The organism is Paenibacillus sp. sgz302164 (genome assembly GCF_056120505.1).
In genome coordinates this window covers 1-14731 of record NZ_JBVYOL010000057.1, presented here as the reverse complement: position 1 = coordinate 14731, position 14731 = coordinate 1, and the positions used below count along the sequence as shown (strand labels likewise).

The window sequence follows — 14731 nt, the reverse complement described above, 5'->3', positions numbered from 1 at the left end:
CATTAGAATAGGTTTTTTTATGCAAAATTTCAACATTAATTTACCTTTTTTGTTAAATAACATTTAAAAAATATGGTTTGTTACATTTGTTTGCAAAGCTAGTGGCAAAAGCCTGCACTTTCGCAGGTTTTTGCCAACGTCCGCCAAACCGCTAGCACCCGCGCCGGCTCAAGGCGGCGAAGTACACCCGCCCGCTCGGCGCGGCGAATTCCAAAAACGCAAGCGCTTCGCTAGCGCAGCGGGCAAAAAGCCTGCAAAAGTGCAGCTTTTTGCTCGCCGATACGCCTGCAGCGAAATATTCCTGCAAAAGTGCAGGCTTTTCTGTCGGTTGACAGGGATCGGGCCGTTTTGAGCCGAAATTCCTGCACAATCGCAGGCTTTTCCGCCAAACGGGCCGTTTCCACCGCAAAAGCCTGCACAATCGCAGGCTTTTGCCAACGTCCGCCAAACCGCTAGCACCCGCGTCGGCTCAAGCCGGCGCTCTCGCCGCACCGCCGGTGCTGTAGCGGATACGCTCTCGCCGCACCGCCGGTGCTGTAGCGGATACGCTCTCGCCGCACCGCCGGTGCAGTAGCCGATACGCTCTCGCCGCACCGCAGGCGCTGTAGCGGATACGCTCTTGCCGCACCGCCGGTGCGAGAGCGATCCCGGCGATCTCCGCTTCGCGGCCCGCCTTCGCGCGCGCCGCAATTTGTTTCGCCGCAAGCACAGGTCCGGCGAATCTCCCTATGCAAGCCGCCACCGCGGCTTTTTTTATATTGATATTGATAATTATTATCAATATAATATTTTTAACCGAACTTACAGTTCCAATGATTGAAGAAGGGGAACGCAGACAATGTCTTTTCAGGATCATATGCTGTTGTGGAATCATGCGGCTCTCCGCGTGCTGGACGTAAGGCAGGCCGTGTTGCAGCCTGGCGATAGCTTGCGTGCGTATCAGCTCCCGGCCAACGTGTTTTTGTTTGCGGCTTGCGGCAGGGCTCAGGTGCTGTTGGATGAGATCGCATACGCTGCGGACAAGTGCTTTGTTTGCCACGCGGGCAAAGGCGCATTTTTGGATATCGTTCAGGTGATGGAGACCTTCGAGTATTTCATGGTTTACTACAACGCGGTGATGGTTCTGCCATACCGGCAGGAGCTGCTGCGGCTGTACAAGGAAAGCAATCCCTTCCAACTGCAATACGGTTTGGCGCCGCATTATCCGATTCCCCTTTTTGCGCATATAGAGCAAATGAGCCGTCAATGGCAGCAGGGAGGACCCTTGCAAAAATTTCATGTTAAAGGGCTGTTTCACCAGTTTGTTTATGAGCTGCTCGGGCAGTTGCAGGCGCAAGGGGGGAAGACGACGCAGCCGGATTTGGCCGCCCGGGCCATCCGTTATTTAGAGGAGCATTACGCGGAGCCCGTTACGCTTCATTCCTTGGCCTCCGTATTTCATTGCACTGCGCGGCAGCTGCAGCGAATGTTCAAAAAGAGGCTTCAGATGGGGCCGATGGATTATTTGATCCATATCCGGATGCAAAGAGCCAAGGCTCTGCTGCAGCATACGGACGCTTCACTGCCGCATATCGCCGAATCGGTCGGTTATACCGACAGTTACTATTTCAGCAGGATGTTCAAGAAATATACCGGGGCTTCTCCGCTTCACTTCAAAGAGCAGGCACGGACAACGGAAGTTCGTCGCTTTAATCCATCCCGTCCGTCGCGATTTCCCATTGGCGCAGGGAAGCTGCGAATGTATAGTTTTACTGGTGATGAAAATCATTATCAATACAAAGACGGAGGAACTGCACCCATGTACAAAAATTTCATAGCGGCGCCGACGGTAGGTCTCATGCTAACTTTGCTCCTGCTGCTTGGTGCCTGCTCCAATGCGGCGGGCGGCAACGCCGGGGCGGTGAGCGGAGGAACCGGCCAGACGGCTTCGCAGGCGGCTCCATCAGGGACAACTTCCCAAACGCCGGCCAAGCTGAGCGCTCCCGTGACTATCAAGCATCTTAAAGGCGAGTTGACGCTGGAACGCCGGCCCGAGAAGATGGCTGTTCTCGATACCCAGTTCGCGGATCAATTGCTTGCGCTGAACGAAAAGCCCGCCGGCACGGTCATTACGACGTTCGACACGGCACAGTTTCCGGACTATTTGGCCGATAAGCTGAACAATGTCAAAGTATTGGGAACCAAGGAAGAGCCGAATCTGGAAGCGATCATAGCCATGGAGCCGGATTTTATTATATGTACCGAGTTTCAGGAGAAAATTTACGACAGGCTCGTCAAGATTGCTCCGACTGTCATGATGAACCGGAATGAAGATTGGCGCGATACGCTGACGACGTTGGGGAAAATGGTCGATAAGGAGAAGGAAGCCGAGAAAGTACGGAATGACTACGATCAAAAAATCGGCAAGCTGAAAGCCGAGCTGGCGGCTAAACTGAAAGATCGGACCGTAGCCTTGATCCGCCCAAGGGACAACAGCATCAGACTTCACACGACAGGGCACCGCACGGCGTCCATCTTGTATAAAGACCTGGGGCTTACTCCGCCCAAACAGGCCGTCAATGATAAAGACACGAGCACGATGATTTCGTTAGAGGCTTTGAGCGAAGTGAATGCGGATCATATGTTTTTATTGACGGATAATCAGTTTCAAAAGCTGACGGAGCAGTTCCAAAGCACTGCCGTATGGAAAAATCTGAAGGCGGCCAAAGAAAATCATATTTATCCGGTCAATTCGACCTTGTGGATCGCTTATTACGGTCCTATAGCCATGAACATGGTCGTGGATCAAATCGCCGAGGCGCTGCACGCTGTCGTTTAGTATCGTCGGAAGCAAATATTTGGCGGTTTGCAGATTGCCGATGATCCCGCTCGCGCCGAAAAGAACTAATATGATGCTGACCGCTTTCCCCGTAGGATAATTTGCCTTTGACTGGCAATGATGGAATAAAGGCTAGAATTCCAAGCAGGGCAATTGCACCCATTTTGAAAAAATGAACGGAATATAAACGAAAACCTATTTCGTGGGACCCAAACTCCACATAATTTATTACAAACATTTGTGGAGGGGCAATGACATGAAAAAAATACCGGTAAAGGGTTTTGTTCTGCATTCAGAAGAATCCGGCAATAAACATTCTCATGGACTATATATTACTTCCTGGGACGGTCGTCCTGTAAAGCATGTACATCCTTTTTCAGGTGTTACTTCCTATGAGGATGGACACGTCCATGAATATGCGGGAGTAACAGAACCGGCTCCAACGGGCGTCCCTCATGTGCACAATTACCATACCGTGACGACTAACAATCATGGTCATACTCACAGCATTTGCGGGATAACGGGTCCGGCAATCGACCTCCCCGGCGGCGGTCATATTCACTTTTTTGAAGGGTTTACAACCATAGACGGCAGGAGTCCGCATGCCCATCATTATCAGGGAACTACCGGTAATGAAGCTTAATATGATTTGCCCATCGAAACGTAAATTTGGATATATGTACAAGCAAAAGTGAAGTCGACGACATATGAATATGACGGGTTTAAAAATGGATTGCGAAAGGAGGATATGAACATGGGCGCTAGTTGTGCAGGTTACGGTATGGGAACAAATGTGGCTGCTATCTTGGTTCTTTTTATTCTTTTGGTCATCATTTCGGTAACTTTCGTTTGGTAATTTAATGTGATCTTCTCAGCCCAAATAAACGAGATGCATGTGTGCATCTCGTTTATTTGGGCATTGAAAATTGACCGACTCAGCTTTAACGTTGAGTCCCCTTTGTCCTTATCGTATGTAATTATCCAGTGCTTTTTGTAAATCAGATAATACTTGGCTTCGATGCTCATCTTGAACGGAAGAGACCACGCAATGTTCCAAATGGTCTTTTAATATTACTTTAGCGACACCGTCTAATGCTTTTTTAACTGCAGCAATCTGAAGAAGTATATCCGGGCAATCTCTGCCACTATCAGACATTTCTTTTATAGAACGAACATGGCCTTCTATTCGAGCTAATCGATTGGTCACTTGTTTCCTTTGCTTATGAGGGTGCGTGTGATCGTGACTATGTTCGTGTTCTTTATCCGGATTGTGTTCATGTTTATGCATAAGCGCCCTCCATTCCACTAACGTATATTGTATCCCCCCTTGTATAAACGTGTCAAAGTGAAGAATATCATGAGTTGACTCCTTGTAAATTTTGTACATTAAACAAGCGGAAATACGCCCCGCCTTCCTTCATCAACTGTTCATGCGTTCCTTTTTCTTTGATCTCGCCATTTTCTATGAGAATAATTTGGTCTGCGTGGGTAATGGTCGAAAGTCGATGAGCGATGATTAAGGTCGTTCTGTTCTTCGCCAATTTTACGAGAGATTCTTGGATCAAATGTTCGGATTCTAAGTCAAGAGCGGAAGTTGCTTCATCCAGAATCAATATGCTTGGACTTTTAAGAAAGACCCGAGCAATGGCGACCCGCTGCTTCTGTCCTCCTGATAATTTTACCCCGCGCTCACCGATTTCCGTATCGTACCCGTTTGGCAGATTCAAAATAAAATCATGAGCATTTGCAGCTTTAGCCGCATGTATAACTTCTTCCTCCGTAGCGCTTGGCTTACCGAAAAGTATATTTTCACGAACCGTTCCGCTAAACAAAATATTATCTTGTAACACCATGCCGATTTCGTCGCGCAGGCTCTTTATAGTGGTGTCCTTAATGTCCGTATGATCAATCAAGATGCGTCCTTCTTGAATATCGTAAAAGCGAGGAACTAGACTAATTAGCGATGATTTTCCGCCGCCGCTCATTCCTACAAAAGCAATGGTTTCGCCAGGCTGAATTTGGAGCTGAATGTTTTTTAGAACCCACTCCGATGAACGATCATATTTAAAACTTACATTTTCGAAATCTATTTTTCCTTTCATCTTTTGAAATGCTTTGGCATTAGGTGAGTCAACGATATCGTAGGGTTCATTCATAAGCTCTACAACACGATCTAATGAAGCGCTCGCTTGAGTTAATTCAGTCGAGGAATTCACCAAACGACGAAGCGGACTGTACAAACGATCCAGATAGGCAAAGAAGGCTATAAATGACCCTATGGTCAGGTTCCCTTGGATAACTTGATAGCCGCCGTAGGCCAGTACAAGCAATGGAGCAATATCGGTTAGTGTATTTATAATGGAATTGGTCAAAGCATTCCATTTCGTTAGAGCAAGTGCACGCTCCAGAAATTTATTATTTCTTTGGCCGAATCGTTCTTTCTCGACCTCTTCCAACGCAAAGCTCTTAATAACCGGAATACCATTAACCCGTTCATGCAGGTATCCTTGCATTTCGGCAAGAGCTTGAGAACGAGCCTTGGTTAGCGTTCTAAGCTTTTTATATAGCTTTTTTACGGAGAAGGCATACAAAGGAAATACGGCTATAGCGACAATTGTCAGCCAAAAATCCATTTGAATCATAAATGCCGCAGCGAAACTTAGAGTAAATAAATCGATCCAGATATTCATTAAGCCTGTTTCGACGATGCTTTTCGTTTGCTCGGCATCATTGATCATACGTGAGATAATTTCGCCTGTTTTATGATTCTGATAATAACGCAAGGATAGCTTTTGAATATGTGAATACAGATGGTTTCGCAGGTCGTAAAGGATACGGCTTGTTGTTAACTGGGCAAAATATTGACGAAGATATTCGATTGGAACCCGTATGATAACAAATAGGACAAAGGCACCTAAGAGCACCTCAATTAGTGTCCTTGTCTTTTCTACAGAAGAAATGGAACCTAACAATATATCATCAACGATATATTTCATTATTAAAGGCAGAGTCAAAGGAATTCCGAATTTCACCATTCCAATGAGTACAGTAATTAGAACAAGCTTCCAATAAGGTGTGATAAACTTGAAATAGATCTTGAAACTGGACATTTAATACTTCCCCTTTTGTAAGACATACCACTTGCAACCAATTATCACCTGTAATTTCCCAGTGGATTGCATCTGACATTTATTATAATATCCCCCTATGGGGGATATGTAAAGAGGGGGATATAGCTGTATTTCGCGAATGGTCCTAGACAAATAACCCCAAAGCCTTAAAAAATGGCAATGGGGACATTCATTGAAATGAAAAAATGTGTGACATAAGACGGCGGCTTCCCGCTGTAAGTGCTACGACAGCATATCCAGAAGACGACGGGCTGCTGTGGAAACGGGGACGTCGTTTAATGTAATCAAGCCTATCTTGCGAGGAGGGGGTGGGTTTTTCAGCAAAAGCTCTACAACTTTCCCCTGCTCCAATTCATCTCTGGCAAAATCGCGAATGATGCATGCAACGCCGAGTCCCGCTTGCGCGAATTGCAACAATAAATCAAGGCTGCCCAATTCGATTTCAGGACGAAGAACGGCTCCTTGACTCTCTGCAAAATGATCTATGAAGGCGCGGGAATTGCATCCTCGTTCCAGCATGATAACAGGATAGGAGCTTAATTCCGCCCAACCTATCGGCTTGTCAGCAAGCTCTTTATAGGCTCCCCCGACTACAAAGCAGTCATGGATCTCGATACTCTCGCGAATACGCAGCTGCTTGTCGTTTAGCGGCAAGTTTACGATGCCGAAATCGATTTTTCCTTGCTTGAGCAATTCTACGGTTTTTCGAGATGTACGGTTCGTTACCTGGATTTTGATTTCCGGGTACGCTGTATGAAAAGACGATAAGAACGGCAGCAAGTAATGTTTGCATAACGTATCTCCTGCACCGATTCTGATCTCTCCGCTAGTGAACTGCTGCATCTCGGCTATTTTGCTCTCTCCGGTTGTGATGAAATGATACGCCTGCTCGACGTATTTGAACAATACCTCTCCTTCGGCAGTCAACTTGACGCCTCTGGGGGTACGGAAGAAAAGCTGGCCGCCTAAGCGAGATTCCAGCTGTTTAATCGCATGGCTGACGGCCGGTTGTGTAATGTATAGTTCTTCCGCCGCTTTGGACAGGCTGCCCCATTTTGCCGCGAAATAAAAGGTTCTATACCATTCCATGTTGGCGAGCATCGGCAATCATCCTCATGATCATAATATATTTTATACCAGATATAATTAATATTAATTTTATTTATGTCTACTTGCTCCATTATAATCATCCTTGGGCGACAAAATCAACGTTAGCTTCTGAATCATACGAGAATGCGAATCCAAAATATGAGGTGACAAAATGGAGCCAATGTCTCAACGCCAAAAAAGAAAGCTATTCGCCATGAATCCGGTCATTATTGTTCTCGGGTTTGTCAGCTTACTTACTGATCTTTCCAGCAACATGATTGTGCCCATCTTACCGCTGTATTTAACGACTGTACTGCATGTTCAAGTCGGGTCCATTGGAATTATTGAAGGAATCGCAGAAAGTACCGCGAGCATTTTAAAGCTATTTTCGGGTTGGATGACCGACCGCACCCGAAAGCATAAGCTTTTGATGTTGGTTGGCTATGGATTGTCGAATCTGACAAAACCGTTCTTTGCTTTAAGTGCCTCTTGGGGAGAGGTGCTTCTAATTCGATTTTCCGATCGTTTCGGAAAAGGAATACGCACTTCGCCGCGCGATGCCTTAATCGCCGATTCCACTACAAAAGAGGAACGCGGAAAAGCATTCGGATTTCGTCGCGCGATGGATGCGTTAGGGGCTGCATTAGGTCCGTTAGTTGCTTTTGGTGTACTCGCCATATTTACGAACAATTACCGCCTTGTATTTTGGCTATCCGTAATCCCTGGGCTTATAGCGGTAGCTCTTATCTTCATTTTCTTAAAAGATAAAGAGCCTGGTGGTAACGGAACCCAAGCGAAGCTTCCCAAAATCGGGTTTAAAAACTTAAATCGGCGCTTCATATGGTTTTCCTTAATTTCGACACTATTTGCGGTCGGCAATTTCTCTGATGCGTTTTTGGTGCTGCGCGCCCAAGATGCAGGGATGCTTCCTGCCTTAATCCCGCTCACTTTCTTCGCATTTAATATGAGCAGCAGTATCTTCTCAATGCCGGTAGGCATGCTGTCTGACCGAATTGGCCGTCGACCGGTGCTTATTTCCGGATTCATTATCTTTGCGCTGATTTATTTTGGATTTGGGATGGTTAATAGCGTCATTTGGATCTGGGTGTTGTTTGTATTGTACGGACTTTACTACGCATTTACGGATGGTATACAAAAGGCATATATTGCCGATATTGTGCCGGAAGGGCAGCGTGGAACTGCGATGGGTACATATAACGCATTGACCGGAATAGCCGCATTACCGGCTAGTATAGTGGCAGGGTTTTTATGGCAAACGTTTGGTCCTATGGTTGCTTTTAGCGCCAGCAGCATCATTGCGATATTGGCTGCACTTTTAATGATTATTTTTCGGATTTAAGGAGTTCAATAATAGAGGAAGTGAGCAAATAGAACAGTCTTCCAATAGAAATATAAAAGGTCATCCAACACTGTTATCGTTACCAGTGTCGGATGGCCTATTCTGCTTTTAGGAAGTACTATGATATTTTGTACTTTCCCTTAGAAGAAAAACGGGGATCTTCTAAAAAAGAACGGAGATTCCTCAATAGCCAGCAAGTCAAAAAGTACAAGTGGAGTGAACGGGTTGAAGAATGGAGTGAACGCGCTCGTCTTAACCGACTTTTTATTTTGCTGAAGGTAGAGTTTATCTCCGTTGACCTTGTGCAAAACACCATCCAAAATTTGTCCATTTCGTGTCATGACGTACACATGTTTTCCAATGTGAGGCTTAACCTGTTTTTTAGTAATTGCCATTTCTAACACACCTCCAATCAAGTATGAAGAGAACGAAGATCGGTTTCATAAGAAATTTACGGAACCGAAATACCTTCCCTTTTATAACATAGATTATGAAATACATTAAAAAAACGCTTGGACACTATGATCTGATAATTGATGGGATTCTGCCGATTTTTTCAATGATTGCCGTAGTGCCCTGCAAGCTGGATATTCCTTATGCAAACTGTAATCCGCTAATTATCATTTATACATAAAATTCCCATAATCGATCACAACGATTTCACCATTAGGCTTTAGACGTATATTTTGATAGTAGGGGCCATGAACATCTAAAATTTCATAAGGAATAATTTTATTTTTTCTAAACTTAGCTTTCATTGCGGAGAGTTTTTGCCTATTTGTTGTTGTATTGCGATATGGACGATCATACTTTTTCATGATTATCCAACAATATCCTTTCCCATACTTAACTACAGGAGCAAGGTGTTTTTTTAGCTCAAGCGGAGACAATTTGTACATTGTAACTTCTTTTCTATTGCTTTTAATGCCGCCTTTGGATTTAGCCAGCTTTAATACAAAACCATTTCCCAGATCGTACACAACACGCCTTGCGCCCGTACCAATAATGTTTTTTCTACGAATCATTTTATGATACGATTTTTTACTAAACAACCGACCTCACCTCTTCAGGACACGGATAAACTTTTTTTATTATATTCAGACAAAGCAATAAATCACAGTGCGTTAGTACAACTCCAATCGTGCATTTTCTTAAAGTGAGTCGATAGGATCGATTAATGTTCATATATCCAAACCGATCTACAATCCGCGGCATATACTAGATTTGACAAGAGAAACGGTAAACGGTGGGTAGCGGGAGATCATGCGGGGAAATGGAGGATATTGCCTTGATGAAAATGACAGCGTACATGAAAAAGAAAGTAAAAGGGAAGAAATGCATTGGGGAAGGCGTTACACGAGTTGTATACGATTTAGGCAACGGCTATGTACTGAAAATGGCCAAATCCAAGAACGGGATTATATGCAACCGGACGGAAGTAAACCTGTATAAATCATCTTCGAAACCGGTTAAAAAATATCTTGCCAAAATTATCGAATATGATAAGGCAAATCGCTGGCTAACTATGGAGAAGCATAATATAAAATTTCCCAATAATCCTGCATATAGAAGAAAGCTTATGATAGTAGTGAAGAAGTTTGTGGAAAATGGAATTATTCCGTCAAAAGGTGTTAGTCGTTATAGCAACCCATATTGTCCTAACCTACGTTTAAAGCGGAATAAACAGATCGTGGTCATTGATTACGGCGGCTTTAAAATTAACCGTTAACGGTTGCGTTAAACACCGTCACGATTCAATGATATACTTAAAAAGGAGCTGCCATGGCAGCTCCTTTTGCTTCTTAACAACTCATACGATTTTGTGCATTTACCAGACGAAAGTTACCGAGATGATGACCAAAAGAATAAACAGAACCAAGATAGCAGCCACGTTTGTTCCCATGCCGTATCCTGCACAACTAGCGCCCATGTTTATATCCTCCCTTCATAAATCCATTTTCAATACGTCATATTCATATGTCGCCGACTTCACTTTTGCTTGTATATATGTCCCCAAGTTACGTTTATGTGTCATTCTCAAATAACGCCGCGTTCTGACCGTCTTGTGTTGCTCGCTAAAAAATACAAATATTTCCCCTCTTGAAAGGCGAATATTTGTTCGGTATTCTTTTTTTGGTACTGCAATAGAGATCGCGAAGCAAATCCAAGAGCGAGTTCTGGTATCAACCGGAGTGTTTGCAAGGCTGGGCATTTCGGAAACCAAAATCCTCGCTAAAATGGCCACAAGACTATCTAAATTTAATGCACATTATTGGGTTCAAGTTCAAAAGCACTTTTATTTCCAAGGTTTTTTACTCCTAACAAGGATGTACATAATTAATTTGTTTGTTTCAAATCGCGTTTCGCTACATTCCACTTGTTTAGCCAACTTCCAGTAGAGATTGTGGCATTACCTTAGAACCGATTCTAGGCTCTTAAGACGGGTAAAACACACCATCTTGCCGGAAAGAAGGGCTGCGAGTTAACAATTGAAAGATGAATTAATGAAGCTGCGCGGGATAATTTACGATAAATTTTAGAATGATGGAGAGGTAAATCATGCTTGACTCCGAAAATTAAACAAGCTCGATGAAACTTCAACGATTAATTCAAAAGAATAATATGTATCAATTAGGAATACAGTATAAGGTCAAAGATTCAGTCGAAGTTTACATTAAATGTTTATTGTGGTAGTATTTAATTGTTGTTTTTGCTGTATTTTTCATTTTGTGGAGGTAACCTATGATAAAAAATTATTTAGGTATCCTTGCTACATTGAACTTATTTGTTATGGTGATTGTATACATATTTCATAATCCGTATGATCCTACTGGTGTAAAATCAGAACATGTTACACTATTAATTTCTATGCTTCTTATTCCATCCATAATTGCTTTGGTCTCAGTATTCCTTAAGAAAAATTTACTTGCAATAATCACAACTGTGATCATAACTCCCTTATGTATTTATTTTGGTCTGGCGACTATACCAAGTATTTTTAATTTATTCCTATTATCACCAATTTTATTTTTTGTTAGTATTAAATTGATCAATGAAAATAATAAAAAAGAGAACTGCATTTAGACCGCAATTCTCTTTTTTTGTTAACTTATTAATAAGTACCAACGGCTACATGAAGTAAATTTCCATTTACCCCTTGTGTAGACAGGCTTGCTGAATAGTAAACATTTCCGTTCGGTCTTGGAGATACATAAATATAAAGTATTGCATAGGTGTTACCTGTTGCTCCACCTAGAAAATTATAGTTAACATGTGTTCCTGTAAGGGAATTAAAATATTGAGGATCGTTCCCCCAACTATCTGAAACAAAATACCAATATGTTCCTAATGAGGTTGGTTGAGCATCCCAATGATCTTTTGTTCTCCAATTCAGTGAATACTGTCCATTATACTCATACCAACCCTCTCCAAGCTCTGACCAATTACAATCTATATTTACAGGGTCAAATGTATGTGCTCTCACATGAAATTGATAATTTGAACCAGGATCAGAAAAAGAAGTAATATTACTGGGGCTGACTGTCAAATTTTTTGCAAGTTCATTCTTTTTGGTTGCTTTGTATGTACCTTTTTTGTTGTCAATTACAATATCATAGAACTCAGGTGTTCCATCAGCTTTTCGGGTACCGCTTACAGTTACTTTTGTATTGTCTTTTGAAAGTTCCACACTCTCAAAGATTTTCTCGCTGTCTTTCTCAGGTTTGAGAGTAGATGTCGTTTTCTCTGCTGCGCTTACAGGAAAAGCTACAATTGATATGGCAACTAATACAGAAAAAATTGATAATATGAGTTTTTTCACTCTTTTTCTCATCCTTTCAATATTTGATATTTTAGCAATTCAACATTACTATTCTACCAATTTTTACATATTAAAGGAATAGGGTGGGAGTCATAATCAACTTATCCGTATGCTGAATTTATTGTCGATAGATGAGAGATTAGATGAACGCCCAGAAATATATACTACATGGAGCTGACTACGAGATATGATTGTTCTTACGATCACCAAACGATTTGATGATTTATTCATAAATGAGTGGTCAGGTCGTTAAGCTAACGAGGGAGTTGAATAACAGAAAAAAGCAGGCCAAGACTGTATTTTTCCAGTTTTGGACAGCTTTTTGTGATGTTCCCACAAGAATACATTGAATACATGTAAACAATGTGCAGATCCTTATAATTGGAGCTCGTCAATCTGCCGCCGTAAACCTTCCATCTCCTTCATGAATCTTTCTACTCTAGTGTTGTCATTTATTTCTGATTCGTAAGCAGTTCCTTCCCTTTGGAGTTCCTGTAAGAAGCCGTATACAGCTTCAGGGCGGATTTTCCACCCGGTCTTACGGCTATAGCGTTCCCCTTGGATACGTCCTTCTCGAAGCCAATGCCGTGCTCGCTGTTTGTAACGCGGTGCTCGTACAAGATCGCTAAGGCTTTTAATCTACCGTTAAACGTGCTCAATAAGCTCTCCTAGTGTATGATTTTATTTTCTTCTTAACAGGGGTTATCAATAAAAAATATTTTTGTTCTCTACGAAAATTTGCTTAAAATCAAAATAACTTGGAATATAATATAAATAAACGAAGCATTTCTGTTCTGAACTAATGGAGTTCAGGCAAACAGAACATGCTTTTTTGTGTTTAATTACGGAAGTGGTATTAAAAATGTGGTAATGGCGAATAATAAGAGTAAGAGTTGGGTAACCTTATAATTTAGCAATTATAAAAACTCGAACTCTTATTATGTTATTAATCTGAAGATCCTGCTTATACTCTAAATATAAATCTTTGAAAGGATGTGGTTCTATTGATTGAATGATATCGAAAATAATTAAGGAGGAAAGGGGGAACTTCTCAATGTTGGATTTAATTGAAGGACTCATACAATGGTTATCTGACCACGCAGAGGCTGCTCGGAAAACAACGATTTGGGTAAGAGTAGTGTTGACAGCGAACGAAGTAAAAGTAAAATTGTTCAAGAAGAAAGAAAAAGAGCCTACTTGCGAAAACCAAGTAGACTCTAACACCGAAAATAAGAAAGCTTCTTGATAGGGGGTCGCATCCCGAATCAAGAAAATAACAGGGAGGTCACCAATGAAGATGTCATTCGTTGGTGACTTCTTCTTTATTATAATTTCTAAAAGCTTGTCATGCTATACCTAATATATGGAAAAAAATCCTAAATAGAATGAGAAACGGGGACAAAACGTGGGTTATTAGATCATAATTGCGCTTGGCCGAACGACCTGCCCAGGAAGTTTTGCCTTCAATCCTGCAGATGACGTGGGACGAGCAGTTGCTCATTGATGCGCCGGAGCCGAGTACTAAAGTATTTGACGCCCATGGCGTTACGCGGCACCATCTGACCGGTCTTGTGTTGCACGCTAAAAAATACAAATATTTCCCCCTCTTGAAAGGCGAATATTTGTTCGGTATTCTATATATAATGAATAAGAACAAATATTCTTATTTTGGAGTTGGTGTTATGTCAAAAGTAGTGATGATGTCGGATTGCCAGTCCTTCTATGCATCGGTCGAGAAAGCCGCACATCCGGAATATGCCGATTATCCCGTCATTGTTGCAGGCGATCCGGCGCGACGGTCGGGCATTGTTCTGGCCGCTTGCCCAATTGCAAAAACGTTTGGCATCACTACGGCTGAAACTGTAGGAGAGGCGGTTGCAAAATGTCCCAATGTAGTTGTGCTGCTTCCGCGCATGCAAACGTACCTCACTTGTTCTTTGCTAATTACTGAAATTTACGAAAAATTCACGGATCTGGTTGAACCCTTCAGTATCGATGAGCAGTTTATTGATATAACAAACAGCACAACAATTTTTGGTACTGCAATAGAGATCGCGAAGCAAATCCAAGAGCGAGTTCTGGTATCAACCGGAGTGTTTGCAAGGCTGGGCATTTCGGAAACCAAAATCCTCGCTAAAATGGCCACTGATATACATGCAAAAAAACGTGAGGATGGCATTTACGTACTACCTAAATCTGAAATTGAATCCTCATTATGGCCGCAACCGGTGAACAAGATGTTTGGAGTGGCCGGCAAGATGACTGCACATTTTGCAAGAATGAGTATTTATACGATCGGAGATATTGCAAAAATACCACTGCCTGAGCTCAAAAGAAGAATGAAGATTCGCTTCGGAAAAAATTGTGATATTCAAGCAGAGGTGTATTGGCGAACAGCTCAAGGAATCGAATATCTACAAAAAAATATATGTGCATAATGAAAAATACTCTGCAATCTGCCGTGCAGATAGGATTTCTAAAAAGCATAGTAAGTGTGCATAAATAAAAATGGG

The 14731-nt window shown here is 42.5% G+C and carries 18 protein-coding genes; 9 read left to right on the top strand and 9 right to left on the bottom strand.

Annotation, left to right across the window (positions count from 1 at the left end; translation table 11 throughout):
• Window positions 1-469 precede the first annotated feature (469 nt).
• On the bottom strand, window positions 470-742 hold the full coding sequence (locus tag AC0LWT_RS38605; protein WP_474687279.1) for a hypothetical protein: 273 nt from the start codon (window positions 740-742) through the stop codon (window positions 470-472).
• A 96-nt stretch (window positions 743-838) separates the two neighbouring features.
• Here AC0LWT_RS38605 and AC0LWT_RS38600 point away from each other — a divergent pair, with 96 nt between their 5' ends.
• From AC0LWT_RS38600 to AC0LWT_RS38590, 3 genes are all read left to right on the top strand, one after another.
• Window positions 839-2818: an AraC family transcriptional regulator gene (locus tag AC0LWT_RS38600; RefSeq protein WP_474687277.1), complete on the top strand. Its 1980-nt coding sequence runs from the start codon at window positions 839-841 to the stop codon at window positions 2816-2818.
• Between the two features lie 256 nt (window positions 2819-3074).
• Entirely contained in the window at window positions 3075-3461 is a 387-nt protein-coding gene (locus AC0LWT_RS38595) for a YmaF family protein (protein WP_474687275.1), read from the top strand.
• A gap of 111 nt (window positions 3462-3572) precedes the next feature.
• Window positions 3573-3674, top strand: coding sequence for a YjcZ family sporulation protein (locus AC0LWT_RS38590; protein ID WP_474683085.1), 102 nt, complete (start codon window positions 3573-3575; stop codon window positions 3672-3674).
• Between the two features lie 108 nt (window positions 3675-3782).
• Here the strand turns inward: AC0LWT_RS38590 and AC0LWT_RS38585 are convergent, their stop codons facing one another.
• The 3 genes from AC0LWT_RS38585 to AC0LWT_RS38575 all read right to left on the bottom strand — a co-directional run bounded on the left by AC0LWT_RS38585 (window position 3783) and on the right by AC0LWT_RS38575 (window position 7050).
• Window positions 3783-4106, bottom strand: coding sequence for a metal-sensing transcriptional repressor (locus tag AC0LWT_RS38585; protein WP_474687273.1), 324 nt, complete (start codon window positions 4104-4106; stop codon window positions 3783-3785).
• A gap of 67 nt (window positions 4107-4173) precedes the next feature.
• Window positions 4174-5928, bottom strand: coding sequence for an ABC transporter ATP-binding protein (locus tag AC0LWT_RS38580; RefSeq protein ID WP_474687271.1), 1755 nt, complete (start codon window positions 5926-5928; stop codon window positions 4174-4176).
• A gap of 243 nt (window positions 5929-6171) precedes the next feature.
• Window positions 6172-7050 (bottom strand): LysR family transcriptional regulator, encoded by an 879-nt coding sequence (locus AC0LWT_RS38575; protein ID WP_474687269.1) that lies wholly within the window; start codon window positions 7048-7050, stop codon window positions 6172-6174.
• 160 nt (window positions 7051-7210) lie between these two features.
• Between AC0LWT_RS38575 and AC0LWT_RS38570 the strand changes: the two genes are divergently transcribed.
• Entirely contained in the window at window positions 7211-8398 is a 1188-nt protein-coding gene (locus tag AC0LWT_RS38570; RefSeq protein WP_474687267.1) for an MFS transporter, read from the top strand.
• Between the two features lie 140 nt (window positions 8399-8538).
• Here AC0LWT_RS38570 and AC0LWT_RS38565 read toward each other — a convergent pair whose 3' ends face one another.
• Window positions 8539-8793 (bottom strand): hypothetical protein, encoded by a 255-nt coding sequence (locus tag AC0LWT_RS38565; protein ID WP_474687265.1) that lies wholly within the window; start codon window positions 8791-8793, stop codon window positions 8539-8541.
• A gap of 225 nt (window positions 8794-9018) precedes the next feature.
• Window positions 9019-9450 (bottom strand): hypothetical protein, encoded by a 432-nt coding sequence (locus tag AC0LWT_RS38560; RefSeq protein ID WP_474687263.1) that lies wholly within the window; start codon window positions 9448-9450, stop codon window positions 9019-9021.
• Window positions 9451-9686: 236 nt separating this feature from the next.
• Between AC0LWT_RS38560 and AC0LWT_RS38555 the strand changes: the two genes are divergently transcribed.
• The gene (locus AC0LWT_RS38555) at window positions 9687-10127 is read left to right on the top strand and encodes a hypothetical protein (protein ID WP_474687262.1); all 441 of its coding nucleotides are present in this window, start codon (window positions 9687-9689) and stop codon (window positions 10125-10127) included.
• Window positions 10128-10226: 99 nt separating this feature from the next.
• Here the strand turns inward: AC0LWT_RS38555 and AC0LWT_RS38550 are convergent, their stop codons facing one another.
• Window positions 10227-10328, bottom strand: a complete 102-nt coding sequence (locus AC0LWT_RS38550; protein WP_474683085.1) for a YjcZ family sporulation protein — start codon at window positions 10326-10328, stop codon at window positions 10227-10229.
• A gap of 133 nt (window positions 10329-10461) precedes the next feature.
• On the opposite strand from AC0LWT_RS38550, the gene AC0LWT_RS38545 reads away from it, so the two are divergent.
• Both AC0LWT_RS38545 and AC0LWT_RS38540 read left to right on the top strand, forming a co-directional pair.
• Window positions 10462-10797 carry a Y-family DNA polymerase gene (locus tag AC0LWT_RS38545; RefSeq protein ID WP_474687260.1) on the top strand — a complete coding sequence of 112 codons (336 nt, stop codon included), beginning with the start codon at window positions 10462-10464 and terminating at the stop codon, window positions 10795-10797.
• Window positions 10798-11140: 343 nt separating this feature from the next.
• Window positions 11141-11482, top strand: coding sequence for a hypothetical protein (locus tag AC0LWT_RS38540; RefSeq protein WP_474687259.1), 342 nt, complete (start codon window positions 11141-11143; stop codon window positions 11480-11482).
• 28 nt (window positions 11483-11510) lie between these two features.
• Here the strand turns inward: AC0LWT_RS38540 and AC0LWT_RS38535 are convergent, their stop codons facing one another.
• Window positions 11511-12218, bottom strand: coding sequence for a hypothetical protein (locus AC0LWT_RS38535; protein WP_474687257.1), 708 nt, complete (start codon window positions 12216-12218; stop codon window positions 11511-11513).
• 452 nt (window positions 12219-12670) lie between these two features.
• On the bottom strand, window positions 12671-12877 hold the full coding sequence (locus tag AC0LWT_RS38530) for a hypothetical protein (RefSeq protein WP_474687256.1): 207 nt from the start codon (window positions 12875-12877) through the stop codon (window positions 12671-12673).
• A 395-nt stretch (window positions 12878-13272) separates the two neighbouring features.
• Here AC0LWT_RS38530 and AC0LWT_RS38525 point away from each other — a divergent pair, with 395 nt between their 5' ends.
• Window positions 13273-13464, top strand: coding sequence for a hypothetical protein (locus tag AC0LWT_RS38525; protein ID WP_474687255.1), 192 nt, complete (start codon window positions 13273-13275; stop codon window positions 13462-13464).
• Window positions 13465-13648: 184 nt separating this feature from the next.
• On the top strand, window positions 13649-14656 hold the full coding sequence (locus AC0LWT_RS38520; RefSeq protein ID WP_474687254.1) for a Y-family DNA polymerase: 1008 nt from the start codon (window positions 13649-13651) through the stop codon (window positions 14654-14656).
• Window positions 14657-14731: the final 75 nt, after the last annotated feature.